Origin of the sequence: Burkholderia sp. ABCPW 11 (assembly GCF_001523445.1) — a bacterium.
Classification (GTDB): Bacteria; Pseudomonadota; Gammaproteobacteria; order Burkholderiales; family Burkholderiaceae; genus Burkholderia.
In genome coordinates this window covers 39,717-65,321 of record NZ_LOVM01000032.1, presented here as the reverse complement: position 1 = coordinate 65,321, position 25,605 = coordinate 39,717, and the positions used below count along the sequence as shown (strand labels likewise).

General features: G+C 65.5%; 26 protein-coding genes. 13 read left to right on the top strand and 13 right to left on the bottom strand.

Going from position 1 to position 25,605, the window contains the following annotated elements; all coding sequences use genetic code 11:
* The first annotated feature begins 53 nt into the window (after positions 1-53).
* The 8 genes from aroQ to WS61_RS13460 all read left to right on the top strand — a co-directional run bounded on the left by aroQ (position 54) and on the right by WS61_RS13460 (position 6,920).
* Entirely contained in the window at positions 54-506 is a 453-nt protein-coding gene (aroQ, locus tag WS61_RS13495; protein WP_027783493.1) for a type II 3-dehydroquinate dehydratase, read from the top strand.
* Positions 507-572: 66 nt separating this feature from the next.
* Positions 573-1,049: an acetyl-CoA carboxylase biotin carboxyl carrier protein gene (accB, locus tag WS61_RS13490; RefSeq protein WP_034206358.1), complete on the top strand. Its 477-nt coding sequence runs from the start codon at positions 573-575 to the stop codon at positions 1,047-1,049.
* A gap of 84 nt (positions 1,050-1,133) precedes the next feature.
* Positions 1,134-2,501, top strand: coding sequence for an acetyl-CoA carboxylase biotin carboxylase subunit (gene accC / locus WS61_RS13485; protein ID WP_059500935.1), 1,368 nt, complete (start codon positions 1,134-1,136; stop codon positions 2,499-2,501).
* Between the two features lie 2 nt (positions 2,502-2,503).
* Complete coding sequence (gene prmA / locus WS61_RS13480) at positions 2,504-3,406, top strand: 50S ribosomal protein L11 methyltransferase (RefSeq protein WP_059500934.1); 903 nt, start codon at positions 2,504-2,506, stop codon at positions 3,404-3,406.
* Between the two features lie 45 nt (positions 3,407-3,451).
* Positions 3,452-4,828, top strand: a complete 1,377-nt coding sequence (locus WS61_RS13475; protein WP_059500933.1) for a zinc-ribbon and DUF3426 domain-containing protein — start codon at positions 3,452-3,454, stop codon at positions 4,826-4,828.
* Between the two features lie 71 nt (positions 4,829-4,899).
* Positions 4,900-5,403, top strand: coding sequence for a thiol peroxidase (gene tpx / locus WS61_RS13470; protein ID WP_059500932.1), 504 nt, complete (start codon positions 4,900-4,902; stop codon positions 5,401-5,403).
* Between the two features lie 85 nt (positions 5,404-5,488).
* Positions 5,489-6,427 (top strand): carbohydrate kinase family protein, encoded by a 939-nt coding sequence (locus tag WS61_RS13465; RefSeq protein WP_059500931.1) that lies wholly within the window; start codon positions 5,489-5,491, stop codon positions 6,425-6,427.
* Between the two features lie 19 nt (positions 6,428-6,446).
* Complete coding sequence (locus WS61_RS13460; protein ID WP_006476977.1) at positions 6,447-6,920, top strand: glycine zipper 2TM domain-containing protein; 474 nt, start codon at positions 6,447-6,449, stop codon at positions 6,918-6,920.
* 240 nt (positions 6,921-7,160) lie between these two features.
* Here WS61_RS13460 and WS61_RS13455 read toward each other — a convergent pair whose 3' ends face one another.
* The 7 genes from WS61_RS13455 to WS61_RS13425 all read right to left on the bottom strand — a co-directional run bounded on the left by WS61_RS13455 (position 7,161) and on the right by WS61_RS13425 (position 15,066).
* Complete coding sequence (locus WS61_RS13455; protein ID WP_034206353.1) at positions 7,161-7,793, bottom strand: histone H1-like repetitive region-containing protein; 633 nt, start codon at positions 7,791-7,793, stop codon at positions 7,161-7,163.
* Positions 7,794-7,821: 28 nt separating this feature from the next.
* The gene (locus tag WS61_RS33325; RefSeq protein ID WP_082741881.1) at positions 7,822-8,148 is read right to left on the bottom strand and encodes a hypothetical protein; all 327 of its coding nucleotides are present in this window, start codon (positions 8,146-8,148) and stop codon (positions 7,822-7,824) included.
* Positions 8,149-8,230: 82 nt separating this feature from the next.
* Positions 8,231-9,442, bottom strand: a complete 1,212-nt coding sequence (locus WS61_RS13450; RefSeq protein WP_059500930.1) for a ribonucleotide-diphosphate reductase subunit beta — start codon at positions 9,440-9,442, stop codon at positions 8,231-8,233.
* 366 nt (positions 9,443-9,808) lie between these two features.
* Positions 9,809-12,811: a ribonucleoside-diphosphate reductase subunit alpha gene (locus tag WS61_RS13440; protein ID WP_059500928.1), complete on the bottom strand. Its 3,003-nt coding sequence runs from the start codon at positions 12,809-12,811 to the stop codon at positions 9,809-9,811.
* Positions 12,812-13,263: 452 nt separating this feature from the next.
* Positions 13,264-13,854 carry a 1,6-anhydro-N-acetylmuramyl-L-alanine amidase AmpD gene (ampD, locus tag WS61_RS13435; RefSeq protein WP_059500927.1) on the bottom strand — a complete coding sequence of 197 codons (591 nt, stop codon included), beginning with the start codon at positions 13,852-13,854 and terminating at the stop codon, positions 13,264-13,266.
* Complete coding sequence (locus WS61_RS13430) at positions 13,851-14,159, bottom strand: PP0621 family protein (protein ID WP_059500926.1); 309 nt, start codon at positions 14,157-14,159, stop codon at positions 13,851-13,853. Before WS61_RS13430 ends, ampD begins: the two co-directional genes overlap by 4 nt.
* A gap of 13 nt (positions 14,160-14,172) precedes the next feature.
* A complete protein-coding gene (locus tag WS61_RS13425) occupies positions 14,173-15,066 on the bottom strand; it encodes an inner membrane protein YpjD (protein ID WP_034206348.1) in 894 nt (297 codons plus the stop codon).
* 89 nt (positions 15,067-15,155) lie between these two features.
* Between WS61_RS13425 and ffh the strand changes: the two genes are divergently transcribed.
* Together ffh and WS61_RS13415 are read left to right on the top strand one after the other, a co-directional pair.
* A complete protein-coding gene (gene ffh / locus WS61_RS13420; RefSeq protein WP_059500925.1) occupies positions 15,156-16,523 on the top strand; it encodes a signal recognition particle protein in 1,368 nt (455 codons plus the stop codon).
* A 94-nt stretch (positions 16,524-16,617) separates the two neighbouring features.
* Positions 16,618-17,169, top strand: a complete 552-nt coding sequence (locus WS61_RS13415; RefSeq protein WP_059500924.1) for a hypoxanthine-guanine phosphoribosyltransferase — start codon at positions 16,618-16,620, stop codon at positions 17,167-17,169.
* 84 nt (positions 17,170-17,253) lie between these two features.
* On the opposite strand, the gene WS61_RS13410 is transcribed toward WS61_RS13415, so the two are convergent.
* Positions 17,254-17,862: a MarC family protein gene (locus WS61_RS13410; protein ID WP_059500923.1), complete on the bottom strand. Its 609-nt coding sequence runs from the start codon at positions 17,860-17,862 to the stop codon at positions 17,254-17,256.
* Between the two features lie 21 nt (positions 17,863-17,883).
* Positions 17,884-19,620 (bottom strand): proline--tRNA ligase, encoded by a 1,737-nt coding sequence (locus WS61_RS13405; protein WP_059500922.1) that lies wholly within the window; start codon positions 19,618-19,620, stop codon positions 17,884-17,886.
* 218 nt (positions 19,621-19,838) lie between these two features.
* On the opposite strand from WS61_RS13405, the gene WS61_RS13400 reads away from it, so the two are divergent.
* Together WS61_RS13400 and WS61_RS13395 are read left to right on the top strand one after the other, a co-directional pair.
* Positions 19,839-20,483: an RNA pyrophosphohydrolase gene (locus WS61_RS13400; protein WP_059500921.1), complete on the top strand. Its 645-nt coding sequence runs from the start codon at positions 19,839-19,841 to the stop codon at positions 20,481-20,483.
* A gap of 13 nt (positions 20,484-20,496) precedes the next feature.
* Positions 20,497-21,105, top strand: coding sequence for a CNP1-like family protein (locus tag WS61_RS13395; RefSeq protein WP_059500920.1), 609 nt, complete (start codon positions 20,497-20,499; stop codon positions 21,103-21,105).
* Between the two features lie 94 nt (positions 21,106-21,199).
* Here WS61_RS13395 and proB read toward each other — a convergent pair whose 3' ends face one another.
* The 4 genes from proB to rplU form a co-directional block, all read right to left on the bottom strand.
* Positions 21,200-22,318, bottom strand: coding sequence for a glutamate 5-kinase (proB, locus tag WS61_RS13390; RefSeq protein ID WP_059500919.1), 1,119 nt, complete (start codon positions 22,316-22,318; stop codon positions 21,200-21,202).
* Positions 22,319-22,403: 85 nt separating this feature from the next.
* Positions 22,404-23,516 carry a GTPase ObgE gene (obgE, locus tag WS61_RS13385; RefSeq protein WP_059500918.1) on the bottom strand — a complete coding sequence of 371 codons (1,113 nt, stop codon included), beginning with the start codon at positions 23,514-23,516 and terminating at the stop codon, positions 22,404-22,406.
* 186 nt (positions 23,517-23,702) lie between these two features.
* The gene (gene rpmA, locus WS61_RS13380; RefSeq protein ID WP_006476999.1) at positions 23,703-23,966 is read right to left on the bottom strand and encodes a 50S ribosomal protein L27; all 264 of its coding nucleotides are present in this window, start codon (positions 23,964-23,966) and stop codon (positions 23,703-23,705) included.
* Positions 23,967-23,990: 24 nt separating this feature from the next.
* Positions 23,991-24,302, bottom strand: a complete 312-nt coding sequence (gene rplU, locus WS61_RS13375; RefSeq protein WP_027783472.1) for a 50S ribosomal protein L21 — start codon at positions 24,300-24,302, stop codon at positions 23,991-23,993.
* Positions 24,303-24,513: 211 nt separating this feature from the next.
* Between rplU and WS61_RS13370 the strand changes: the two genes are divergently transcribed.
* Positions 24,514-25,509: a polyprenyl synthetase family protein gene (locus WS61_RS13370; protein WP_059500917.1), complete on the top strand. Its 996-nt coding sequence runs from the start codon at positions 24,514-24,516 to the stop codon at positions 25,507-25,509.
* The last annotated feature ends 96 nt before the right edge of the window (positions 25,510-25,605 follow it).

Here is a 25,605-nt window from a genome sequence, read left to right as displayed (position 1 = left end):
ATTTCTCTAAATAGCGCTAAAGTTCGCGCAATTCCGCAGAAATAGAAGCGACCATGACACGATTGCTGGTGCTGCACGGCCCCAACCTGAACCTTCTCGGCACCCGGGAACCGGAGGTGTATGGCCGCGTCACGCTCGCGCAGATCGATCAGGCGCTTGCCGCGCGCGCCCGGGAAGCCGGCGCCGAACTGTCGTCGTTCCAGAGCAACCATGAAGGCGCGCTGGTCGACCGCATCCAGGCCGCGCGGGAGGAACAGACCGATTTCATCCTGATCAATCCGGCCGCGTATACGCATACGAGCGTTGCGATCCGGGACGCGATCGCCGGCGTCGGCATCCCGTTCGTCGAGGTTCACTTGTCGAACGTGCATCGCCGCGAAGCGTTCAGGCACCACTCCTACTTTTCCGACCAGGCCGAAGGCGTGATCTGCGGGCTCGGCTGGAAAGGTTATCTGTACGCGCTCGAGTACGCGCTGGACAAGCTGCAAGGCGCGTCGCGCGGCTGATTTCGCGATCTAGATTCAGCGCCGGCCCCTAACCGGCGCTTTCACGTATTGAAAGGGGAATTCCCGATGGATCTTCGTAAGCTGAAAACTCTGATCGACCTCGTTTCCGAATCCGGCATCTCCGAGCTGGAAGTGACGGAAGGCGAAGGCAAGGTGCGCATCGTCAAGAACGCGCCGCCGGTCTACGTGCAGCCGACGGCTGGGTATGCCCCGCAAGTCAGCGCGCCGGCGCCGTCGGCCGCGCTGCCGACCGATGGTGCAGCGGCGGCGCCGGCAGCCGGCGCCCCGGCCGCACCGGCCGCCCCGCAGGGCCACGTCGTGACGTCGCCGATGGTCGGCACGTTCTATCGCGCGCCGTCGCCGGGCGCCGACCCGTTCGTGCAGGCCGGCGACACGGTCAAGGAAGGCCAGACGATCTGCATCATCGAAGCGATGAAGCTGCTCAACGAGATCGAGTCGGACAAGGCCGGCGTGATCAAGGAAATCCTCGTCGAGAACGGCCAGGCCGTCGAATACGGCCAGCCGCTTTTCGTGATCGGCTAAGCCCGCCGCGCGGCCCTGCCGCCGCGCGCCGCCGATGCTCGCCAGGCGCCGCTCGCGCGCCCCTCGAAGAGACGAATACTCGCTATGTTTGAAAAAATCCTCATTGCCAACCGCGGTGAAATCGCGCTGCGCATCCAGCGCGCGTGCCGCGAACTCGGCGTCAAGACGGTGGTCGTCTACTCGGAAGCCGACAAGGAAGCCAAGTACGTGCGCCTCGCGGACGAAGCCGTCTGTATCGGCCCGGCCCCGTCGAACCTGAGCTACCTGAACATGCCGGCGCTGATCAGCGCCGCGGAAGTGACCGATGCCGAGGCGATCCACCCCGGCTACGGCTTCCTGTCGGAGAACGCCGATTTCGCGGAGCGCGTCGAGCAGTCGGGCTTCACGTTCATCGGCCCGCGTCCGGAAACGATCCGCATGATGGGCGACAAGGTCACCGCGAAGCAGACGATGATCAAGACCGGCGTGCCGTGCGTGCCGGGCTCGGAAGGCGCATTGCCGGAAGATCCGAAGGAGATCGTCAAGATTGCGCGCGCGATCGGCTATCCGGTCATCATCAAGGCGGCGGGCGGCGGCGGCGGGCGCGGGATGCGCGTCGTGCACACCGAGGCCGCGCTCGTCAACGCGGTCAACATGACCCGCGAGGAAGCCGGCCGTGCGTTCGGCAACCCGCAGGTGTACATGGAGAAGTTCCTCGAGAACCCGCGCCACATCGAGATCCAGGTGCTGTCGGACGCGCACAAGAACGCGATCTGGCTCGGCGAGCGCGACTGCTCGATGCAGCGCCGCCACCAGAAGGTGATCGAGGAAGCGCCGGCGCCCGGCATTCCGCGCCGCCTGATCGACCGCATCGGCGACCGCTGCGCAGACGCGTGCAAGAAGATGGGCTACCTCGGCGCGGGCACCTTCGAATTCCTGTACGAAAACGGCGAGTTCTACTTCATCGAGATGAACACGCGCGTGCAGGTCGAGCACCCGGTATCGGAACTGATCACCGGCGTCGACATCGTGCAGGAACAGATCCGCATCGCAGCCGGCGAGAAGCTCGCGCTGCGCCAGCGCGACATCCAGTTCCGCGGGCATGCGATCGAATGCCGGATCAACGCCGAAGATCCGTTCAAGTTCACGCCGTCGCCGGGCCGGATCACGTCGTGGCATACGCCGGGCGGCCCCGGCGTGCGCGTCGACTCGCACGCCTACAATGGCTATTTCGTGCCGCCGAACTACGATTCGATGATCGGCAAGCTGATCACCTACGGCGCGACGCGCGAGCAGGCGATCCGTCGGATGCGCATCGCGCTGTCGGAAATGGTCGTCGAAGGCATCCAGACCAACATCCCGCTGCATCGCGAGCTGATGATCGACTCGAAGTTCGTCGAAGGCGGCACCAGCATCCATTACCTCGAAAACCGGCTCGCACAGAAGCAGCAGGTCGCACCGGAAGAAGCGTAAGCATGGGTTATCGCGAACTCGTCGTCGAACTGGCCCGCGAGCATGCGGAGGCCCTGTCCGACGCACTGCTCGAGCTCGGCGCGCTGTCGGTGTCCGTCGAAGATGCCGACGCCGACACGCCCGACGAACAGCCGCTCTTCGGCGAGCCGGGCCTCGTGCCCGATCGCACTGCGTGGCAGCACTCGCGCGTGGTCGCGCTGCTGTCGGCCGACCATGAACCGGCCGTGCTGCTCGCGGCGGCCGCGAACGAAATCGGCATCGCCGAGACACCGGCGTTCGTCGTGCGCGACGTCGAGGAGCAGGACTGGGTGCGGCTCACGCAATCGCAGTTCGAGCCGATCCCGATCGGCGAGCGGATCTGGGTCGTGCCGTCGTGGCACGATGCGCCCGATCCCGATGCGCTCGTCCTCGAACTCGACCCCGGCCTCGCGTTCGGCACCGGCAGCCACCCCACCACGCGCCTCTGCATGGAATGGCTCGAACAGTCGGTGAAGCCCGGCCAGTCGGTGCTCGACTACGGCTGCGGCTCGGGCATCCTCGCGATCCTCGCGAAGAAATGCGGGGCGAACCCCGTGATCGGCATCGACATCGATCCGCAGGCGGTCGAATCGGCGCGCCAGAACAGCGAACGCAACCGGGCGGAAGTCACGTACGGGCTGCCCGATGCATGCCCGGACGGCGAATTCGACATCGTCGTCGCGAACATCCTGTCGAATCCGCTGAAGCTGATGGCATCGATGCTCGCGTCGAAGGTCAAGCCGGGCGGCCGCATCGCGCTGTCGGGCGTGCTCGCGCGCCAGGCGGACGAGGTTGCGGCCGTTTATGCGCGCTACGTCGACATCTCGGTCTGGCGCGAACACGAAGGTTGGGTATGCCTCGCCGGAACCCGCCGCGAAAGCCATTAGAATAGCGCTGTCCTTCACTCTGGCCAGCAGGCCGCCCGGCTCGACATGCTCCTTGCGACGCGCTGCCCTCATTGCGAAACCGTCTTCCGGCTGCAGCAGGAACAGCTCTCGCTGCATCAGGGGCTCGTGCGCTGCGGGCATTGTCACGAAGTCTTCAACGCTTCCGAATCGCTCGTTCCCGAGTACGCGCAGCAGCCCGAACCGGCCTTGACGGAACCGGCTGCCGCGCCGCATGACAGCGACGCACGCCAGCAGGCCGCCCCGGTTCGACTGTTCACCGCCGATGCGCCGGCCGGATTGCCGACCGGCACCGATTACAAGTCGGAAGGCTGGGACATGTGGGCGCCGTGGCTCGACGCCGGCGTCGATCCGTCGCTGCAGCACAGCGCCGAAACCGTGCGCACCGAGCCGCTGATACCGCTCGCGCTCCCGTCCACGGAAGCCGGCGTCGTCCACCTGTCGGGTACGCCCGCGCCGTTCGCGACCTCTCCGGCCGAGCTCGATTCATCGGCTGCCGTCGAGCCACAGGCCGAACCGCATTCGCCGCAAACGCGGCACGAACCGCACGAAACCGAAGCAGCCGGGCCCTCGCTCGTCGAGCGCGACCCGCGCGAGCCCCGCTTCGTCGCCCACCGTCCGTCGGAAACGGAAATCGCCGCCGAACCGGCCGAACCCGTCGGCCACGCGCACTTCGCCGTGCCGGACGACGAACGCGCGCCGCGCGAACCGCGCTTTGCGTTCACGCCCGCACCGGCCGTCGCCGAAGCCGAAGCCGAAGCCGCATCGGAATCCGACACCCTCGCCCGACACGACAAGGCCCCGGCCGCAGCGGCAACCGATGAACCGGCCGTCCAACCGGCCGTCCCGTTCCCCGCCGCACCGACCGACGACGATCGTCCGCACTTCGCCGTCACGCGCGAGACGCGCGCGCCGCAGCGACGCGGAATACTCGGCGGCTTTTTCGGCGGCCTCGTCGCGGCCGCGCTGGTCGGCCTGCTCGTCGTGCAACTGGCGTGGTGGCAGCGCGAAGCGCTGATGATCTACTGGCCTGTCACGCAGAGCTGGTTCCGGCAGGCCTGTGCGCCGCTCGGCTGCACGGTCGCGCCGCCGCGCGCAATCGACGGGCTGCGGCTCGACGCGACCGACCTGCGCCAGCTCGACGGCCCGCGCAAGCTCGAACTGAAGGTGCCGCTGACGAACCGCTACCGCGTCGCGCTCGCGTACCCGTCGCTCGAACTCACGCTGCTCGACGACACCAATCACGTCACCGTGCGCCGCGTGCTCGCGCCGCGCGACTACGTGCGCCCGGGCACGCCGATCGACGCCGGGCTGCCGCCCGGCACGACGCAGACGATGGTCGTCCGCCTCGACACGAACGGCACGCCCGCCTCGAATTTCCGCGTCCAGATCTTCTATCCGTGACGCGCCGCGGCGCGCTTGCGCGCCCGTCTCAACCCGCGCGCCCGAGCGGCGCGCTATTTCGGAGCACGAACATGAGCAAAGTTACGCTGGGTGGCAACCCGATCGATCTCGCCGGCACGTTCCCGGCCGTCGGTGCGCAAGCCGCCGATTTCAAGCTGGTCGGCAAGGACCTCGCCGATCTGTCGCTCGCCAGCTTCGCCGGCAAGCGCAAGGTGCTGAACATCGTGCCGAGCCTCGACACGCCGACCTGCGCGACGTCGACCCGCAAGTTCAACGAAGCCGCGTCGTCGCTCGACAACACGGTGGTGGTGGTCGTGTCCGCCGACCTGCCGTTCGCCGCCACGCGCTTCTGCACGACCGAAGGCCTCGAGAACGTCGTGACGGCATCGACGTTCCGCACCGGCCGCGCGTTCGCGAACGCGTACGGCGTCGACGTGACGAGCGGCCCGCTGAACGGCCTGACCGCACGCGCGGTGGTCGTGCTCGACGCGCAGGACAAGGTGATCCATGCGGAACTCGTCAGCGAAATCAAGGACGAGCCGAACTACGATGCAGCGCTCGCCGCACTGAAGTAAGCTTTCTTCCGCTTTCCCCTGCCGCGCCGCGCCCTTCGCGCGGCGTTGTCGCGCAGGGCCCCTCATTTCTACAGGAACGCACACCTTGGCTACGCTGATTTGCGGCTCGATCGCCTACGACTCCATCATGACCTTCGAAGGGCGGTTCCGCGAGCACATCCTGCCCGACCAGGTGCACCTCATCAACCTGAGCTTCCTCGTGCCGACGATGCGTCGCGAATTCGGCGGCTGTGCGGGCAACATCGGGTACGCGCTGCACCTGCTCGGCGGCGACGCGCGCATCATGGGCACGATGGGCGCGCTGGATGCGCAGCCGTATCTCGACCGGTTCGACGATCTCGGCCTGCGTCGCGACCACGTTCGCGTGCTGCCCGATACGTACACCGCGCAGGCGATGATCACGACCGATCTCGACAACAACCAGATCGCGGCGTTCCACCCGGGCGCGATGATGCAATCGCACCTGAACCACGCGGGCGACGCGCCGGACATCAAGCTCGCGATCGTCGGCCCGGACGGCTTCGACGGGATGGTGCAGCACGTGGAAGAGCTGGCCCAGGCCGGTGTGCCGTTCGTGTTCGATCCGGGCCAGGGCCTGCCGCTGTTCGACGGTGCGACGCTGCGCCGCAGCATTGAACTTGCGACCTATGTTGCGGTCAACGACTACGAGGCCAAGCTGGTGAGCGACAAGACGGGATGGTCCGAAGATGAAATCGCCAGCCGGGTCGACGCCCTCGTCATCACGCGTGGCGAGCACGGCGCGACCATCCGCCACAAGCAGGGTGCGGAACAGATTCCGGTCGTGCCGGCAGAGCGCATCGCCGATCCGACCGGCTGCGGCGACGCCTTCCGGGGTGGCCTGCTGTACGGCATCGAGCAAGGCTTCGACTGGGCAACCACCGGCCGCCTTGCGAGCCTGATGGGCTCGCTCAAGATCGCCCATCAAGGGCCCCAGACTTACGTACTGACGCGCGCCGAAATCGACGCACGCTTCGAGACTGCATTCGGTTACAGTCTCAAATGAATATTGTGGGAGAGCAAAGATGTTGACGAAAAAAACCCTCACGCTTGCGGCCATGCTGACGGCCACGCTGACCCTCGCCGGCTGCTTCACGGCGCCCGGTTCGGCGGATGTCTATAGCGTCGGCCAGGCGCAGCGCGAACAGACGGTCCGCATGGGCACGGTCGAAAGCGTCCGTGCGGTGCGCATTCAGTCCGACGGCGGCGGCAGCGCGATCGGCACGCTCGGCGGCGGCGCGCTCGGCGCGGTCGCGGGCAGCGCGATCGGCGGCGGCAAAGGCTCGATCCTGACGGCGATCGCCGGCGGCCTCGTCGGTGCGGTCGCGGGTAACGCGGTCGGCGAAAACCTCAGCACGGCGAACGGTGTCGAAATCACCGTGCGCCTCGACAACGGCGATCTGCGCTCGATCACGCAGGCGGCAAGCGGCGAAGCGTTCCGCGCCGGCGAGCGCGTACGCCTGCTGTCGAGCGGCGGCGTCACGCGCGTCACGCACTGACGGGTATCCTCAGCACGCGGCGCAAGCCGCAGTCGAACGCATGTGCGAAGCCGCACATGCGTTTTTTTTCGTCCGCCCGTTCTCGTCCGCGCTCGCGTCGGACAGCCCACCGGCGCCCCATCGGCGACCAGACGGACGAAAAAAATCCCGCCACCTGAGCCAGATGGCGGGATTGATTGAGTAGCGCTACTCAACCCACGGACACCACGTGAGTGTCCGGGTGATGCTGCTCAGCCGCGATTACGGACGGCTGCCGGTCGGGAACGGCCATGCCGCTGCCGGGTTGAGCGCGGTCTTCACGCCCGATGCCGGCGCAACCGATGCGGTCGACGCGGTCGTTGCCGGCGCAGCCTTCTTCACGACGGCCTTCTTCGGTGCAGCAGCCTTCTTCGCCGGTGCGGCGGCCTTCTTCGCAGGGGCAGCCTTCTTGGCGGGCGCGGCCTTCTTCGCGGCGGCCTTCTTCGCCGGCGCGGCCTTCTTCGCGGCAGCCTTCTTCGCCGGCGCGGCCTTCTTCGCAGCAGCCTTCTTCGCCGGTGCGGCCTTCTTCGCAGCAACCTTCTTCACTGCGACTTTCTTCGCTGCAACCTTCTTCGCAGCGGCCTTCTTGGCCGGTGCTGCCTTCTTCGCAGCAACCTTCTTCACTGCGACTTTCTTCGCTGCAACCTTCTTCGTTGCGACCTTCTTGGCTGCGACCTTCTTTGCAGCGGCCTTCTTCGCCGGTGCTGCCTTCTTCGCGGCAACCTTCTTCACCGCGACCTTCTTCGCAGCAACCTTCTTCACTGCGGCCTTCTTCGCCGGAGCAGCGGCCTTCTTCGCAACGGTCTTCTTGGCAGCAACTTTCTTAGCAGCCGGTTTCTTCTTGGCAGTAGCCATGTTGTTCTCCTTCAGGTTCAGATGAGAGTCAGTTCAAACTACACCCTTCGTCAAAACCCGCTTCCCGCGGACGCTGTTCAGGACGTGCGCTTCGAAGCGGGCTATTCATCGGCGTACGCAGATACCGCGCGCTTACGCTAATGAATACGGTATGGCGCGCGTGACCCCATGGCCTCGCGCGCCAAATCAAGTCGGTAGCCGGCGCACCTCGCGCCGCTACCCCTAATCGCTTGATCAAGCGGACCGCCACACGGCCGCCCGCTTTTTCCGGAGGGAAGTTTGCCCATCCCACTGAAGGGTTCGCAAAGTGCCTGTCGTATCGTTGGGCCGTTAAGGCACCGGGCATGCTTTGCATCAGGCGTTCTTGCTCCTAAACCTTGGGCCGGGGCCGAGAGGCCACCGGCTGCTCCATCATGTAACGGGTTCGCTGCTGCGGGTCATTCCCAGGACAGCGCGCCCCCCGTCTGATACTCGATCACACGCGTCTCGAAGAAGTTGCGTTCCTTCTTCAGGTCGATCATCTCGCTCATCCACGGGAACGGGTTCTCCTCGTTCGGGAACAGCGGGTCGAGGCCGATCTGCTGGCAACGGCGGTTGCTGATGAAACGCAGATAGCTCTTGAACATCGACGCGTTCAAACCCAGCACGCCGCGGGGCATCGTGTCTTCGGCGTAGCGGTATTCGAGTTCGACAGCCTGCTTGAACAGCTCGCGGATCTCGGCACGGAATTCCGCGGTCCAGAGATGCGGGTTTTCGAGCTTGATCTGGTTGATCAGGTCGATGCCGAAGTTGCAGTGCATCGACTCGTCGCGCAGGATGTACTGATATTGCTCTGCAGCACCCGTCATCTTGTTCTGGCGGCCGAGTGCGAGGATCTGCGTAAACCCGACATAGAAGAACAGGCCTTCCATGATGCAGGCGAACACGATCAGCGACTTCAGCAGCTTCTGATCCGCTTCGAGCGTGCCGGTCTTGAAGGCCGGGTCCGTCAGCGTATGAATGAACGGGATCAGGAATTCGTCCTTCGCGCGGATCGACGGTACCTCGTGGTACGCGTTGAAGATCTCGCCTTCGTCGAGACCGAGCGATTCGACGATGTATTGGTACGCGTGCGTGTGGATCGCTTCCTCGAACGCCTGGCGCAGCAGGAACTGCCGGCACTCGGGCGCCGTGATGTGGCGATACGTGCCGAGCACGATGTTGTTCGCCGCGAGCGAATCGGCCGTCACGAAGAAGCCGAGGTTGCGCTTCACGATGCGGCGCTCGTCCTCGGTCAGACCGTTCGGGTCCTTCCACAGTGCGATGTCGCGGGACATGTTGATTTCCTGCGGCATCCAGTGGTTCGCGCAACCGGCCAGATACTTTTCCCACGCCCACTTGTACTTGAACGGCACCAGCTGATTGACGTCAGTCTGGCCGTTGATGATGCGCTTGTCGGCGACATTGACCCGCGCTTCCGAACCGCCGGCGGGAACAGCCGATGCTTGCGGCGGCACCGCAAGATCGCCTTCGAAAATGTCGCGGACCTGATGGGCGGCAGGCGTTGCAGCCTGCATTCCGACAGCCATCCCGGCGGAGGTGCGCATCGCGTTTTGCTGCGCTCCGCTCGCGGGGGTTACGGCAGTCTTCTCGTCATCCCAGTTGAGCATAAATTCTCACCATCAATTTAGAACGGTTTGTACCATCTTTTCCTGAGCGATAAAAGGGTTCGCTCACGAAAAATCCTTTTTTCGATTCGCGTTGCGACCTCGATACAACACTTTGAGCAACGCATCGTCGTTCATGCAGTGCGCGATGTGCGTCGCGCTTGTATCGCGAGGTGCGCTCGACGCATCGAACGCCGATCGAAACGCGACGCCGTCGGGGATGTTTCGATCGCTTGTCGCTGCCTGCAACGCAGGTGTCGCGTTACAGATTCCTTATCATTTTTTTAGTTGAGAGCGGCGCACACTTCAACCTCGATCGGTCGTCGTGTGCGCCGCGCCGCCCTGCTTTCTCAGATCAGGCGCACTGCGTTACTGGCACGCTTCGCATTCGTCGAAGCCGGGATCGCCCGGACGCATCGTGCACACCGGACCGTCTGCTTCGACCGGCGCGAGTGCCGGCGCCGCGTTCACCACGCCCGACGACGCATCGCCGCCTGCCGCACCGAAGCCGCCCGCTGCACCTTGCGCGCCGCCGCCCGAGCCGCCGCTGCCTGCACCGCCTGTCGGCACTGCGTTCAGCGCGCCGTGTGCGACCGTCGACTTCTCGACGTGCGTCGCCGCCATCGTGCGGAGGTAGTAGGTCGTCTTCAGGCCGCGCAGCCATGCGAGCTTGTAGACCTCGTCGAGCTTCTTGCCCGATGCGCCGCCCATGTAGATGTTCAGCGATTGCGCCTGGTCGATCCACTTCTGGCGACGCGATGCCGCTTCGACCAGCCACGTCGGGTCGACCTCGAACGCGGTCGCGTAGATCGCGCGCAAATCGGCCGGGATGCGGTCGATGCGCGACAGCATGCCGTCGAAGTACTTCAGGTCGGCGACCATCACTTCGTCCCACAGGCCGCGTTCCTTCAGGTCGCGGACGAGATACTCGTTCACCACCGTGAATTCGCCCGACAGGTTCGACTTCACGTACAGGTTCTGGAAGGTCGGCTCGATACAGGCCGACACGCCGATGATGTTCGAGATCGTCGCCGTCGGCGCGATCGCGACGCAGTTCGAGTTGCGCATGCCGTGCGCGGCGATCCGCGAACGCAGCGTCGTCCAGTCGAGCGATTCCGACGTGTCGACCTCGACGTAGCCGCCGCGCGCTTCCGTCAGCAGCTTCAGCGTGTCCTGCGGGAGGATGCCGCGATCCCACAGCGAGCCGCGGTAGCTCGAGTAGCGGCCGCGCTCTTCGGCCAGCTCGGTCGACGCGTAATACGCGTAGTAGCAGACGGCTTCCATCGAACGGTCGGCGAACTCGACCGCCGCTTCCGACGCGTACGGCGTGCGCAGCAGGTGCAGGCAGTCCTGGAAGCCCATGATGCCCAGGCCCACCGGGCGGTGCTTCAGGTTCGAGTTACGCGCCTTCGGCACCGCGTAGTAGTTGATGTCGATCACGTTGTCGAGCATGCGCATCGCGACGCTGATCGTGCGCTTCAGCTTGTCGTGGTCGAGCGCGTAGCTGCCGTCGGCCTGCTTCACCAGGTGGGCGACGAGGTTCACCGAGCCCAGGTTGCACACCGCGATTTCGGTATCGCTCGTGTTCAGCGTGATTTCCGTGCACAGGTTCGACGAGTGGACGACGCCGACGTGCTGCTGCGGCGAGCGCACGTTGCACGGATCCTTGAACGTGATCCACGGGTGGCCCGTCTCGAACAGCATGCCGAGCATCTTGCGCCACAGCTGCTGCGCCGGGATCTTCTTGAACAGCTTGATCTCGCCGCGTGCGACCTTGTCTTCGTAAGCCGTGTAAGCCGCCTCGAATTCCGCGCCGAACTTGTCGTGCAGGTCCGGGCAGGTCGACGGCGAGAACAGCGTCCACTCGCCGCCTTCCATCACGCGCTTCATGAACAGGTCGGGAATCCAGTTCGCCGTGTTCATGTCGTGCGTACGGCGGCGGTCGTCGCCGGTGTTCTTGCGCAGCTCCAGGAACTCCTCGATGTCGAGGTGCCACGATTCGAGGTACGCGCAGACCGCGCCCTTGCGCTTGCCGCCCTGGTTCACCGCGACGGCCGTGTCGTTCACGACCTTCAGGAACGGGACCACGCCTTGCGACTTGCCGTTCGTGCCCTTGATATGCGAGCCGAGTGCGCGCACGCGCGTCCAGTCGTTGCCGAGGCCACCGGCGAACTTCGACAGCAGCGCGTTTTCCTTCAGCGCTTCATAGATGCCGTCCAGATCGTCCGCGACCGTCGTCAGGTAGCACGACGACAGCTGCGAGCGGTGCGTGCCCGAGTTGAACAGCGTCGGCGTCGAACTCATGAAGTCGAAGCTCGACAGCACGTTGTAGAACTCGATCGCGCGCGTTTCGCGGTCGATCTCGTTCAGCGACAGGCCCATCGCGACACGCATGAAGAATGCCTGCGGCATTTCGATGCGGGTGCCTTCGACGTGCAGGAAGTAGCGGTCGTACAGCGTCTGCAGGCCGAGATAGCCGAACTGCAGGTCGCGGTTCGCGTCGAGGGCTTCGCCAAGGCGCTTCAGGTCGAACTGCAGCAGCTTGTCGTCGAGCAGGCCGGCGTCGACGCCGCGCTTCAGGAACTGCGGGAAGTATTCGGCATAGCGGGTCGACATCTCGGCCTGCACGACTTCCTCGCCGAGAATCTCGCGGCGGATCGTGTGCAGCAGGATGCGGGCCGTGACCTGGCTGTATGCCGGATCCTTCTCGATCATCGTACGCGCCGCGAGGATCGCCGAGTCGTAGACCTGGCTCATCGGCACGCCGTCGTACAGGTTCTTCACCGTCTCCGCGACGATCGGGTCAGGGTTAACCGCAGCGCCGAGGCCGTCGCACGCCGACACGATCAGCGCGCGCAGCGCGTTCAGGTCGAGCGGGCGCGTGACGCCGTTGTCGACCACGTTGATGCCGGTGGTCGACTCGCCGCCCGCGGCCGCCGCTTCCTCGCCCGCATGCTGGCGCTCGAGGTGGCGCTTCTCGCGATACAGCACGTACGCACGCGCGACGTTGTGCTCGCCGCCGCGCATCAGCGCGAGTTCGACCTGGTCCTGGATGTCTTCGATATGGAACGTACCGCCGTTCGGGCGGCTGCGCACGAGCGCGCGCACGACGTTGTGCGTCAGTTGTTCGACCTGCTCGCGTACGCGCGCCGATGCCGCGCCCTGCCCGCCATTGACGGCCAGGAAAGCCTTGGTCACCGCGATCGCGATCTTCGACGGTTCGAACGACACGACGCTGCCGTTGCGGCGGATCACCTTGTAGTCGGCGAACGTGGCCTGCGGCGCGAGCGCCTTCGCGCCCTGTTCGGTCCCGCCGAGCGGACGGCTCGAGGCGCTCTCGTACTGGGACGTCGCGTTGTCGGTGGTTTGCATGTGCAAAGCTCCTGGTGTTGGATGGTGCGGAGAGAACCGCGGATTAAAACGAACGCCGCGCCATGCGGTGCGCGAGCGGTAAGAGGCGAGCGATGCGCCGGGGAAGCCGGTTCGGTCGATGCGCGACAACCCGGCCGGTCGTGTGCTTCGTCATGTATACCCTGCCCCGTCGATATTCGCTGCGCTGGTCGCGACGCCCGGACCGCCCGGCCTGACGCGCCGCCTTGAGAACCCTGTCCGCCGGCGTTGCCCGCCGGCCGGTGCCGCTCGGGTTTTCCCCTGCGACACACACTATATCTAGTGCAGAACTGCTCAACTGGCACCAAGTATAGTGGACATTCGGAGGACGTCCAAACGGATAATTTGCGATAGAGGTCTTGACATCGCTCACGCGCAGACACGGCAAGGCATTGATCGGAGAAAAAACTTTCTCCGATCAAAAAACCCCGCGATCAGTGCTGACGGAAAGGAAAGTATTCGGCGGAAAAACCGGCATCGCTCGCGAAGCGTTGCCAATCGAAGTGCGGGCCCGGGTCGGTCTTGCGGCCCGGCGCGACGTCCGAGTGCCCCGCGAACGCGTCGACCGGGTAGCGCGCGGCGAGCGCGCGGGAGAGCGCGGCGAGCACGGCGTATTGCGCATCGTCGAACGGCACGTCGTCCGCCCCTTCGAGCTCGATGCCGATCGAGAAGTCGTTGCAGCGCGTGCGGCCGAAGAACTCGGACGAGCCCGCGTGCCACGCGCGCTCGTCGCACGACACGAACTGCACGAGCTCGCCGTCGCGGCGGATCAGGAAATGGGCGGACACGCGCACGCCGCGCAGGTGGCTCCGGTAATAGGGGTGCGCATCGCAGTCGAGGCGATTCAGGAACAGCGCCTCGATCGCGTCGCCGCCGAATTCGCCGGGCGGCAGGCTGATGTTGTGGACGACCACGAGCGTCGGCACTGCACCCGCGGGCCGCATCTCGAAGTTCGGCGACGGCGCATGGCGCGCTTCGCGCACCCAGCCGTTCGCATCGAACGACAACACCGGCGCGTCGCTCATCGGGCGTCGTGACCGTTCACGCGCGCGGCGTGGCGCCGCGCATGCTCGGCGCTGCAGAAGTATTCGCCGCTCGCGGCGACGGCGTCGCCCTTCGGCGCATGCACGCCGCATTCGGCGCAGCGCACCATCGGCTCGGGCAGCGATCGCGCGTCGCCGTTCGGGCGCGCGGCGCCGGCGCCGGGCGCGCCGTCGTAACCGGCGCCGCGGCCGGCGCGCGCCTGCGCCTGTTCCTGCGCATGGCGCAGTTTGCGCGCGAGCCACGAACCCGCGAAGACGAGGAGGATCAGGAGAAGAATCTGTCGCATCGGAAACCTGCGGTCAAACCACGGAGCGGTGCAGCAGCACCTCGAAAACGAACCGGCTGCCGACATACGCGAGCAGCAACGCGGCGAACGACACGAGCACCCAGCGCGCGGCGCCGCGGCCGCGCCAGCCCGACGTCTTGCGGGCGATCAACAGGCCGCCGAACATCAGCCACGACAGGATCGCGAACACCGTCTTGTGGTCGAGCCGCAACGCGCGCGCGTCGACCTGCTCGCTGAACAGAATGCCCGACGCGAGCGTCAGCGTCAGCAGCACGAAGCCGGCGCCGATCAGGCGGAACAGCAGCTTCTCGAGCGTGAGCAGCGGCGGCAGCGTTTCGAGCCAGCTCGCGATCCAGCCCGTCGAGCCGTCGCGCCCGCCGCTGCGCAGCGACTGCAGGCGCCGCTCGACCATCAGCATCAGGATCGCGTGCAGCGCGGCGATCGCGAACAGCCCGTATGCGATGTTCGCGATCAGGAAATGCAGCTTGAACAGCGGCGCCGCGGCATAAGGAAGCACCCGCACGCCGCCGAACACGAGCGGCAGCAGCGACGCGCCGCACGCGAGCGGCAACACCAGCAGGCGCAGGCTGTCGAGCGGGAAGAAGAAACTCTCGATCCAGTAGATGCCGGCGCCGAGCCAGAACATCGCGGACAGCGCGAACGCGAAGCCGAACACCATCGCGTCGTTCGGGAAGATCGTCATGTGGAGCAGCACGCCGTGCGCGACCAGCGCGGCGAACAGCAGCGCGCGGCCGGCCCCGCTCATCCCGGACGCGGCGGACGCGGGGACCGGCACGGCCGGCACGCTCGCGACGAGCGGCGTCGCACCCTGGCGGTGCGCGCGCCAGCCGGCGACGGCGAGGCCGCCGTACAGGAATGCGGTGAGGGCATACAGTACAATATCCATGTTCGAAGTTTACACTAGGCCCCCTTCCCGCGACGGCTCCCTTTGTTCGGTTCCGCCGCGCCTTCGGGCCCCACTGTCCATCGCTCCCCATGCTCGACAATCTCACTCAACGGATGGCGCGCGTCGTCAAGACGCTGCGCGGCGAGGCCCGGCTCACCGAGGCGAACACGCAGGAGATGCTCCGCGAGGTGCGTCTTGCGCTGCTGGAAGCCGACGTGTCGCTGCCGGTCGTCCGCGAATTCATCGCCAAGGTCAAGGAAAAGGCGCTCGGCGAAGAAGTGATCAGCAGCCTGTCGCCGGGCCAGGCGCTCGTCGGCGTGGTCCAGAAGGAACTGACCGCCGTGATCGGCGGCGACTACGAAGGCAAGGCCGCCGAGCTGAACCTCGCGGTCACGCCGCCCGCCGTAATCCTGATGGCCGGCCTGCAGGGCGCGGGCAAGACCACGACCGCCGGCAAGCTCGCGAAGCTGCTGCGCGAGAAGTACAAGAAGAAGGTGCTGACCGTGTCGTGCGACGTGTATCGCCCGGCCGCGATCATGCAGCTGAAAACGGTGAGCGAACAGGTCGGCGCCGACTTCTTCCCGTCCACGCCGGACCAGAAGCCCGTCGACATCGCGCTCGCGGCCGTCGACTGGGCGAAGCGCCACTACCACGACGTGCTGATCGTCGACACGGCCGGCCGTCTCGGCATCGACGAAGCGATGATGCAGGAAATCGCCGCGCTGCACCGTGCGCTGAAGCCGGCCGAAACGCTGTTCGTCGTCGACGCGATGCTCGGCCAGGACGCGGTCAACACCGCGAAGGCGTTCAACGACACGCTGCCGCTCACCGGCGTCGTGCTGACCAAGCTCGACGGCGACTCGCGCGGCGGCGCCGCGCTGTCGGTGCGCCACATCACGGGCAAGCCGATCAAGTTCGTCGGCGTCGCCGAGAAGCTCGACGGCCTCGAGGTGTTCCACCCCGACCGGATGGCCAACCGGATTCTCGGCATGGGCGACATCCTCGCGCTCGTCGAGGAAGCGCAGCGCGGCGTCGATGTCCAGGCCGCGCAGAAGCTCGCCGACAAGGTCAAGAAGGGCGGCGACTTCGACCTGAACGATTTCCGCGCGCAGATCTCGCAGATGAAGAACATGGGCGGCCTGTCGTCGCTGATGGACAAACTGCCCGCGCAGTTCCAGCAGGCGGCGGCCGGCGCCGACATGGGCCAGGCCGAGAAGTCGATCCGCCGGATGGAAGGCATCATCAGCTCGATGACGCCCGCCGAGCGCGCGAAACCCGAAATCATCAAGGCGACGCGCAAGCGTCGCATTGCAGCCGGCGCGGGCGTGCCGGTGCAGGAAGTCAACCGGATGCTGAACCAGTACGACCAGATGCGTACGATGATGAAGAAGCTGAAGGGCGGCAACATGCAGAAGATGATGCGCGGCCTGAAGGGCATGATGCCTGGCATGCGCTGATTTCGCCCGTCGGCCGGCGCGCGGGTTTTTGCCGTAGCGCGCGCCTGCCGTTCTGCTTCATCCTTATTTGTATACCGACTGCCCGCCAGAACACATGAACCGCGAAGAAGCCCTCCACATTTTCGACCACTCCGAAGAGATCGTCTCGGCCGACGCCGTCAACGCGTCGATCTCGAAGATGGCCGACGCGATCCGCGCCGAGATCGGCGACGCGTTCCCGCTCGTTCTCTCGGTGATGGGCGGCGCCGCGGTGTTTACCGGGATGCTGCTGCCGCATCTCGATTTCCCGCTCGAATTCGACTACATCCACCTGACCCGCTACCGCAACACGACGCAGGGCAGCCCGGAGATGCACTGGCGCGTCGCGCCGCGCGAATCGGTGAAGGACCGCATCGTGCTCGTGCTCGACGACATCCTCGACGAAGGCGAGACGATGGCAGCGATCCGCGACCGCATCCTCGACATGGGCGCGCAGCGCTTCATGTCGGCCGTGCTGTGCGAGAAGACGCTCGCGAAGGCGAAACCGCTGCACCCCGACTTCTGCGGCTTCTCGGTGCCGGACCGCTACGTGTTCGGCTGCGGGATGGACGCCAAGGGCTACTGGCGCAACCTGCCGACGATCCGCGCGCTGACCGCGGACGTCTGATCGCCGCCCCGCCGGCTATATAAATAGAAAGCGGCGCTCCGGTTTCCCGGAGCGCCGCTTTTTTCGTCGACCGCACCGCCCGCGCTACGGCTGCAACTGGTGCACGAACGCGCGAATGCCTGCCAGCAGCATCTCGACCGAGATCGCGACGAGCACGAGGCCCATCAGACGCTCGAACGCGGCGACGGTCCGCTCGCCGAGCCAACCCTGAATCCTTTCGGCCAGCACCAGCGTGATCGCGCAGACGACCATCGTGACCGTCAGCGCACCGACCCACTCGAACATCTTCCCGGGCGCCTGCGACGTCAGCAGCATCACCGTCGCAAGTGCGGACGGCCCGGCCAGCGCCGGAATCGCGAGCGGCACGATGAACGGCTCGCCGCCCGCGCGCGGATCGCTGCCGAGCGCGCCGTCCGGATGCGGAAAGATCATCCGCAGCGCGATCAGGAACAGCACGATCCCGCCGCCGAGCCGCAGCGACAGGTCGGTGAGGCTCATCATCCGCAGGAAGCGATCGCCAACCAGCATGAAGAACAGCAGGATCACGAACGCGATTCCCACTTCCCGCAGGATCAGCTTCACGCGCCGCTCGCGCGGCACGTCGCGCATCGCCGTGATGAACAGCGGGATATTGCCGAGCGGATCCGTAATCAGCACGAGGAGCACGGTGGCCGACAGGAACGTGTATTCCATCGTGTCCCCCGGTCGCCGCGCTTAGTGCGCGAGCGCGGCGCGGATCTTCTCCGCGACCGTCGCCGCGGCCGTGTCGGCCGGCAGCAGCGTCGCTTCGGTGTCGCGGCGGCCCTGGTACTCGATCTTGCCTTCCTTCAGGCCGCGCTCGCCGATCACGAGACGATGCGGCACGCCGATCAGCTCCCAGTCGGCGAACATCACGCCCGGGCGTTCGCCGCGATCGTCGAGGATCACGTCGATGCCGGCCGCGACGAGTTCCGCGTACAGCTTGTCGGCCGTCTCGCGCACCATGTCGCTGCGGTCATAGCCCATCGGGCACAGCACGACCTCGAACGGCGCGATCGACTCGGGCCAGACGATGCCGCGATCGTCGAAGTTCTGCTCGATCGCCGCGCCGAGAATACGCGTGATGCCGACGCCGTAGCAGCCCATCAGCATCGGCTGCGGCTTGCCCGACTCGTCGAGGAACGTCGCGCCCATCGCTTCCGAGTACTTGGTGCCGAGCTGGAACACGTGGCCGACTTCGATGCCGCGGCAGATGTCGATCGCACCCTTGCCGTCCGGCGACGGGTCGCCCTTCTTCACGTTGCGCACGTCGGCGACTTCGGGCTCCGGCAGGTCGCGGCCCCAGTTCACGCCGGCGATGTGATAGTCGACCTCGTTCGCGCCGACGACGAAGTCGCTCATGTTCGCGACCGTGCGGTCCGCGATCACCTTCACCGGCTTCTTCGTGCCGACCGGGCCGAGGTAGCCCGGCGGCGTGCCGAACCACTCGACGATTTCCTGCTCGGTCGCGAAGCGGTGGTTCTTCAGGCCCGGCAGCTTCGACACCTTGATCTCGTTCAGGTCGTGATCGCCGCGCAGCATCACGAGCCAGATGGTCGGCTCGGCGCCTTCGTTGTCGGTCGCGAGCACGATCGACTTGATCGTGCGCTCGAGCGGGATGCCCAGCAATTCGGCGACGGCCTCGCACTTCGCCTTGCCGGGCGTCGCGACCTTTTCCATCGCTTCGGCCGGCGCCGCGCGCTCGGCAATCAGCGGCAGCGCTTCGGCCGCCTCGACGTTCGCCGCGAATTCGGACGTCGGGCAGTACGCGATCGCGTCCTCGCCGGTATCGGCGATCACGTGGAATTCGTGCGAGAAGTTGCCGCCGATCGAGCCGCTGTCGGCCGCGACCGCCCGGAACTCGAGGCCGAGGCGCGTGAAGATGCGCACGTACGCGTCATACATCTTGCGGTACGACTCGTTCAGGCCCGCCGCATCCTTGTCGAACGAATACGCGTCCTTCATGATGAATTCGCGGCCGCGCATCACGCCGAAGCGCGGACGGATCTCGTCGCGGAACTTCGTCTGGATCTGGTAGAAATTCACCGGCATCTGCCGGTAGCTCTTGATCTGGTTGCGCGCGATGTCGGTGACGACTTCCTCGTGCGTCGGCCCGATCACGAAATCGTTGTCCTTGCGGTCCTTGAAGCGCAGCAACTCGGGGCCGTACTGCTCCCAGCGGCCCGACTCCTGCCACAGCTCGGCCGGCTGCACGGCCGGCATCAGCAGCTCGATGGCGCCCGCCCGGTTCATTTCCTCGCGCACGATCGCCTCGACCTTGCGAATCGAACGCAGGCCGACCGGCAGGTAGTTGTAGATGCCGCCGGCGACGCGGCGGATCATGCCGGCGCGGACCATCAGCTTGTGGCTGACGATCTCTGCGTCGGCGGGTGCCTCTTTCAGGGTGCCGATAAAGAAACGGGAAGCTTTCATGCGGACGGTTCCAAAAACGGCGCCCCCAGGCGGGGCGCCCGAAAAAGTTTCAAGGTGAAAAAGCTGCGCGCCGTGAACAGCGATGGCGCAGATGACGTAGCAGACTAATCAGGGACAATTCAGCCGGTGTGCCCCGTGCGGATTCGCTCCGTCACGGTGCGCAGCGCCCGTTATCTGTTTATAATCAAAGCAATTTTAAAGGATTCGAAGGTGGTTGTATGCTGGATCGTGAAGGCTTTCGCCCGAACGTCGGCATCATCCTCTTGAACGCGCGCAACGAGGTGTTTTGGGGCAAGCGGCTCCGCGAGCATTCCTGGCAGTTTCCTCAAGGTGGGATCAAGTACGGCGAGACCCCCATGCAGGCGATGTACCGGGAACTGCACGAGGAAACGGGCCTGCATCCGGAACACGTCAAGATAATCGGCCGCACCCGCGACTGGTTGCGTTACGAGGTGCCTGACAAGTTCATCAAACGCGAAGTACGCGGTCATTACCGCGGCCAGAAGCAGATCTGGTTCCTGCTCCGAATGGTCGGACGCGATTGCGACATTTGCTTGCGCGCGACCGACCACCCGGAGTTCGATGCGTGGCGCTGGAACGAGTATTGGGTGCCGCTCGATGCGGTGATCGAGTTCAAGCGGGATGTCTATCAGTTGGCGCTGACGGAACTGTCGCGCTTCCTGCGCCGCCCGGCGCAGCGAGCCGAGAAGCCGCGCGGGCCGCGTGTGTCGCGCTATCCGCGCGTCATTGGCGCACCGGCCCAGACGCTGACGATTGTCGACACATCGGTGGTCTGTTCGGAGATCGAAGTGGAGGCGAGCTCGCTCGACGAGATGCCGCCCCGCGTGATCGTCGGCAAATGACGAGTTGGACTGCATGACCGGGCGCGACCTTGGTGTCGCGCCCTTTTTTTACGAGGAATGCATATTGAAAGCGATTGCTCTCGCGCTCGCATCGATCGCCGCGATGGCCGCCCTGGCCGGCTGCGCGAACTCGAAAGCGCCGTCCAATAAGGATGACAGCGAGTTCGTGTACCTGCTCGACCGTCAGGGGACCTGGAAGGAAAACGCCGTCGACACGCTGCCGCCGCTGCCGCAAACGGGCGATCTGCTGCCGTTCAACGTGTCGCAGAACACGCCGCTGAAGTTCTTCGTCGATGCGAAGTCGCTCGACGTCGGTACAGACGGCGTCGTGCGCTACGCAGTCGTCATCACGAGCCCGGCCGGTGCGCGCAACGTGAACTACGAAGGCATCCGCTGCGATACCTACGAATGGCGCCAGTACGCCGGCCTGAACTCGGACCACGACGGCTGGGATCGCACGGTCGAAAACGACTGGCGGCGCATCGAGAACGGCGAGCTGAACGCCTACCACTCCGCGCTCTACCAGGACTACTTCTGTTCGAACAAGATGCCGCAGGGCTCGACCCGGCAGATTCTCGAAAACATCCGGTTCCACCGCACCGCGATGACGCAGTTGCGCTGACGGCATGCGATGCGGGTTGCCCGCATCGTCCCGCGCATGAAAAAGCCCGCATCGCGCGGGCTTTTTCGCTTGAACGACGGAACCCGGCCGGCGATCACACCAGCACGAGGTTGTCGCGATGAATCAGTTCGGGTTCCAGCATATAACCGAGCACGGTCTCGATCTCGCCGCTCGGCTTGCGGTGAATCAGCTTCGTTTCCGCGCTGCTGTAGTTCGTGAGCCCGCGCGCCACCTCGCGCCCGTCCGGGCCGACACACGCGATCACCTCGCCGCGCGCGAACGCGCCCTGCACGTCGGTCACGCCGATCGGCAGCAGGCTCTTGCCGCCGGCCGTCAGCTTCTCGACCGCCCCCGCGTCGATCACGACATGGCCGCGCACCTGCAGATGGTCGGCCATCCATTGCTTGCGCGCCGCCATCCGCGCGGTCCGTGCGATCAGTTGCGTGCCGATCGCCTCGCCGGCCGCCAGACGCACGAGCACGTCGGCCTCCCGGCCGCTCGCGATCACGGTATTCGCGCCGCTGTGCGCCGCACGCTTCGCCGCGAGGATCTTCGTCAGCATCCCGCCGCGACCGAGACTCGAGCCGGCCCCGCCTGCCATCGCCTCGAGCTCCGGCGCGCCCGCACTGGCCTCGCCGACGAGCGTCGCATTCGGGTCCTTGCGCGGATCGGCCGTGAACAGCCCGGACTGGTCGGTGAGGATGATCAGCGCATCGCCTTCGATCAGGTTCGCGACGAGCGCGCCGAGCGTGTCGTTGTCGCCGAACTTGATTTCGTCGGTGACGACCGTGTCGTTTTCGTTGATGATCGGCACGACGCCGAGCCGCAGCAGCGTGAGCAACGTCGATCGCGCATTCAGGTAGCGCTCTCGATCCGCCAGATCGGCGTGCGTGAGCAGGATCTGCGCAGTACGGATGCCATGCTCGGTGAAGCGGCTTTCGTAGACTTGCGCGAGCCCCATCTGGCCGACCGCGGCGGCGGCCTGCAGCTCGTCGATTTCCCGTGGCCGCTTGCTCCAGCCGAGCCGTTGCATGCCTTCGGCAATTGCGCCCGAACTGACGAGCACGACTTCCTTACCCTGCGCACGCAGCGCAGCGATCTGAGCCGCCCAGCGGCCGATCGCAGCATGATCGAGCCCCTTGCCGTCGTTGGTCACGAGGCTGGAGCCCACCTTCACCACCAATCGCTTCGAATCCGCGATGATCGAACGCATCCTGCACTGTCTCCTGTATCTGATGCCTGCCCGGCCGGGCGCGATTGAACGCCAACGCCGGGCGGCACGCCCGGCGCGTTACCGTTCAGGCGGCGTCGTCCGGCGCCGAACCGCCCTTCGCCGGCGGCGCATCGCGGAAACGCACGTCCGCCGCGAGATCCTCCGCCTCCGCCACGCGATGCGCGTCCGAATGTTCGGAGAGATAGTCGTAGATCGCGTAGCACAGCGCTTCGCAGCCCTGGCCCGTCAGCGCCGAGATCTCGAACACGGGGCCGTCCCAGCCGAAGCGGTCGAGGAAATCCGCGACGCGCGCCTCGCGCTCGTCTTCCGGCACCATGTCCAGCTTGTTGAGCACGAGCCAGCGCGGCTTCTCGTAGAGGGCCTCGTCGTACTTGCGCAGCTCGCCAACGATCGCCGTCGCTTCCGCGACCGGATCGACGCTTTCGTCGAACGGCGCGAGATCGACCAGATGCAGCAGCACGCCGGTACGCTGCAGGTGGCGCAGGAATTGATGCCCGAGGCCCGCGCCTTCGGCCGCCCCCTCGATCAGCCCCGGGATGTCGGCGATCACGAAGCTCTTGCTCGGGCCGACACGCACCACGCCGAGATTCGGCGCGAGCGTCGTGAACGGGTAATCGGCGATCTTCGGCTTCGCGTTCGACACCGACGAGATGAAGGTCGACTTGCCCGCGTTCGGCATGCCGAGCAGGCCGACGTCGGCGAGCACTTTCAGCTCGAGCTTCAGCATGCGCCGCTCGCCCGGCTTGCCGTCCGTCTTCTGGCGCGGCGCGCGGTTCGTACTCGACTTGAAATGCAGGTTGCCGAGGCCGCCGGCACCGCCCTGCGCGAGCATCACCCGCTGGTCGTGCTCGGTCAGATCGGCGATCAGCTCGCCCGTCTCCATGTCGCTGATGATCGTGCCGACCGGCATGCGCAGCGTGACATCGTCGCCGCCCTTGCCGTAGCAATCCGAGCCGCGACCGTTTTCGCCGTTGCGCGCGAGGTGCTTCTTCGCGTAACGGTAGTCGATCAGCGTGTTGATGTTGCGGTCGGCGATCGCGTAAACGCTGCCGCCCCGGCCGCCGTCGCCACCGTCCGGCCCGCCGAACGGGACGAATTTCTCACGGCGCATCGACGCGCTGCCATCGCCTCCGTCGCCGGCGATGACTTCGATTCGTGCTTCGTCAATGAACTTCATTCGTCACTCCGCCCAGTATTTCCGCTATTGTGCCGCGCGCCGGCGCGCTTGAACAATCTGCCGTTCGGCCGATCGCACGCCGGTTGCGCGAGGGTCGCCGGCACGCACATGCGCCCGGCGACCCAATAAAAAAGGCCCCGCGAAGACTGCGGGGCCTTTCGGCTACGAAGCCCGTGGGTGCCTGACTTAGGCAGCCGCCGGGACGACGATGACCAGATGCTTCTTGTCCGCGCCCTTCGTCGCGAACTTGACGTGACCGTCGACCAGCGCGAACAGGGTGTGATCCTTGCCCATGCCGACGTTCTCGCCAGCGTGCATGCGCGTACCGCGCTGACGCACGATGATGCCGCCGGCATTGATCGCCTGGCCGCCGTACACTTTCACGCCGAGACGTTTCGACTCGGAGTCGCGGCCGTTCCGGGAAGAGCCGCCTGCCTTTTTGTGTGCCATCTGATTGCTCCTTTACCGAGGCGCTTACGCGTTGATCGCGTCGATGCGCAGCTCGGTGTAGTTCTGGCGGTGGCCGCCGTGCTTTTGGTAGTGCTTCCGGCGACGCATCTTGAAGATGGTGACCTTGGCATGACGACCGTGCGACACAACGGTGGCCTTGACGGAAGCCCCACTGACCAGCGGCGCACCGAACTTAATCGATTCGCCTTCGCCCACTGCGAGAACCTGGTCGAGCGTGATTTCAGCGTCAATGTCAGCCGGTATCTGTTCTACTTTGAGTTTTTCGCCAACGGCAACCTTGTACTGCTTGCCGCCGGTTTTTATGACCGCGTACATTGAGAACCTCACTCTGGATCCAATTTTTCCGCACACCACGCGCGGAAAACACGTGATTATACATGGGGTTAGCACCCAAGTCAAAGCCGATCGACGATTGCCGGGCGCGGGCCTCGGCCGGACGGCCAAAAATCGCGCTGCCGGTACGTCTGACAGACCGGCATATCGCGGATTCGACTTATAATCCGCGGCATCACCCAATTCCATCATCATGTCGTCGTCCACCGCCTCCCCCACCCTCAGCGCCGCCCACCTGCTCGCCCCGATCGCCAGCGACATGGAGCAGGTGAATCGCGTTATCCGGCAAAGCCTCGCGTCCGACGTGCTGCTGATCAACCAGATCGCCGAGTACATCATCGGCGCGGGCGGCAAGCGGCTGCGTCCGGCGCTGCTGCTGCTCGTCGCCGGCGCGCTCGGCGAAACGTCGCACCAGCGGCACGTGCTGGCCGCCGTCGTCGAGTTCATCCACACGGCCACGCTGCTGCACGACGACGTCGTCGACGAATCCGAACTGCGCCGCGGCCGCCAGACCGCCAATGCGCTGTTCGGCAACGCGGCGAGCGTGCTGGTGGGAGATTACCTCTACTCGCGCTCTTTCGAGATGATGGTCGGCGTCGGCAAGATGCGCGTGATGGAGATCCTGTCCGAAGCGACGACGATCATTTCGGAAGGTGAGGTGCTGCAACTCCTCAACATGCACGACGCGGACGTCGACGAAGCGCGCTACATGCAGGTGATCCGGTACAAGACGGCGAAGCTGTTCGAGGCGTCGGCCCGTCTGGGCGCCGTGCTCGCAGGCGCCGATGCGCCGACCGAGGCCGCCGCAGCCGAATACGGCCGCCGGATCGGCACCGCGTTCCAGATCATGGACGACTGGCTCGACTATGCAGGCACCGCCGAGGCGATGGGCAAGAATGCCGGCGACGATCTCCGCGAAGGCAAGCCGACGCTGCCGCTCATCTACCTGATCGAGCGCGGCACGCCCGAACAGTCGGCACTCGCACGCGAAGCGATCGAACAGGGCGGCACCGATCGCTTCGACACGATTTTCGAAGCGATCACGCGCTCGGGCGCGCTCGATCACACGCTCGAATGCGCGCGTCAGGAAGCGCAGGCGGCAGCAGCGGCGATTGCCGCGTTCCCCGATTCGATCTACAAGGAAAGCCTGCTCGGGTTGTGCTCATACTCGACGTCGCGACAATCGTAAACACGCGGCGTTCGGGGAGCGATGCCTTGTCCCGAAAAATTTCTTCATCCAAGTATTCCCTTTTAGAAAAAACATCGTTATAGTTACGTTCTTGCT

Coding starts and splice junctions, on each gene's coding strand:
- aroQ (WP_027783493.1), top strand. CDS start 54: ATGACACGATTGCTGGTGCTGCACGGCCCCAACCTGAACCTTCTCGGC.
- accB (WP_034206358.1), top strand. CDS start 573: ATGGATCTTCGTAAGCTGAAAACTCTGATCGACCTCGTTTCCGAATCC.
- accC (WP_059500935.1), top strand. CDS start 1,134: ATGTTTGAAAAAATCCTCATTGCCAACCGCGGTGAAATCGCGCTGCGC.
- prmA (WP_059500934.1), top strand. CDS start 2,504: ATGGGTTATCGCGAACTCGTCGTCGAACTGGCCCGCGAGCATGCGGAG.
- WS61_RS13475 (WP_059500933.1), top strand. CDS start 3,452: ATGCTCCTTGCGACGCGCTGCCCTCATTGCGAAACCGTCTTCCGGCTG.
- tpx (WP_059500932.1), top strand. CDS start 4,900: ATGAGCAAAGTTACGCTGGGTGGCAACCCGATCGATCTCGCCGGCACG.
- WS61_RS13460 (WP_006476977.1), top strand. CDS start 6,447: ATGTTGACGAAAAAAACCCTCACGCTTGCGGCCATGCTGACGGCCACG.
- WS61_RS13455 (WP_034206353.1), bottom strand. CDS start 7,793: ATGGCTACTGCCAAGAAGAAACCGGCTGCTAAGAAAGTTGCTGCCAAG.
- WS61_RS33325 (WP_082741881.1), bottom strand. CDS start 8,148: ATGCAAAGCATGCCCGGTGCCTTAACGGCCCAACGATACGACAGGCAC.
- WS61_RS13450 (WP_059500930.1), bottom strand. CDS start 9,442: ATGCTCAACTGGGATGACGAGAAGACTGCCGTAACCCCCGCGAGCGGA.
- WS61_RS13440 (WP_059500928.1), bottom strand. CDS start 12,811: ATGCAAACCACCGACAACGCGACGTCCCAGTACGAGAGCGCCTCGAGC.
- ampD (WP_059500927.1), bottom strand. CDS start 13,854: ATGAGCGACGCGCCGGTGTTGTCGTTCGATGCGAACGGCTGGGTGCGC.
- WS61_RS13430 (WP_059500926.1), bottom strand. CDS start 14,159: ATGCGACAGATTCTTCTCCTGATCCTCCTCGTCTTCGCGGGTTCGTGG.
- WS61_RS13425 (WP_034206348.1), bottom strand. CDS start 15,066: ATGGATATTGTACTGTATGCCCTCACCGCATTCCTGTACGGCGGCCTC.
- ffh (WP_059500925.1), top strand. CDS start 15,156: ATGCTCGACAATCTCACTCAACGGATGGCGCGCGTCGTCAAGACGCTG.
- WS61_RS13415 (WP_059500924.1), top strand. CDS start 16,618: ATGAACCGCGAAGAAGCCCTCCACATTTTCGACCACTCCGAAGAGATC.
- WS61_RS13410 (WP_059500923.1), bottom strand. CDS start 17,862: ATGGAATACACGTTCCTGTCGGCCACCGTGCTCCTCGTGCTGATTACG.
- WS61_RS13405 (WP_059500922.1), bottom strand. CDS start 19,620: ATGAAAGCTTCCCGTTTCTTTATCGGCACCCTGAAAGAGGCACCCGCC.
- WS61_RS13400 (WP_059500921.1), top strand. CDS start 19,839: ATGCTGGATCGTGAAGGCTTTCGCCCGAACGTCGGCATCATCCTCTTG.
- WS61_RS13395 (WP_059500920.1), top strand. CDS start 20,497: ATGACCGGGCGCGACCTTGGTGTCGCGCCCTTTTTTTACGAGGAATGC.
- proB (WP_059500919.1), bottom strand. CDS start 22,318: ATGCGTTCGATCATCGCGGATTCGAAGCGATTGGTGGTGAAGGTGGGC.
- obgE (WP_059500918.1), bottom strand. CDS start 23,516: ATGAAGTTCATTGACGAAGCACGAATCGAAGTCATCGCCGGCGACGGA.
- rpmA (WP_006476999.1), bottom strand. CDS start 23,966: ATGGCACACAAAAAGGCAGGCGGCTCTTCCCGGAACGGCCGCGACTCC.
- rplU (WP_027783472.1), bottom strand. CDS start 24,302: ATGTACGCGGTCATAAAAACCGGCGGCAAGCAGTACAAGGTTGCCGTT.
- WS61_RS13370 (WP_059500917.1), top strand. CDS start 24,514: ATGTCGTCGTCCACCGCCTCCCCCACCCTCAGCGCCGCCCACCTGCTC.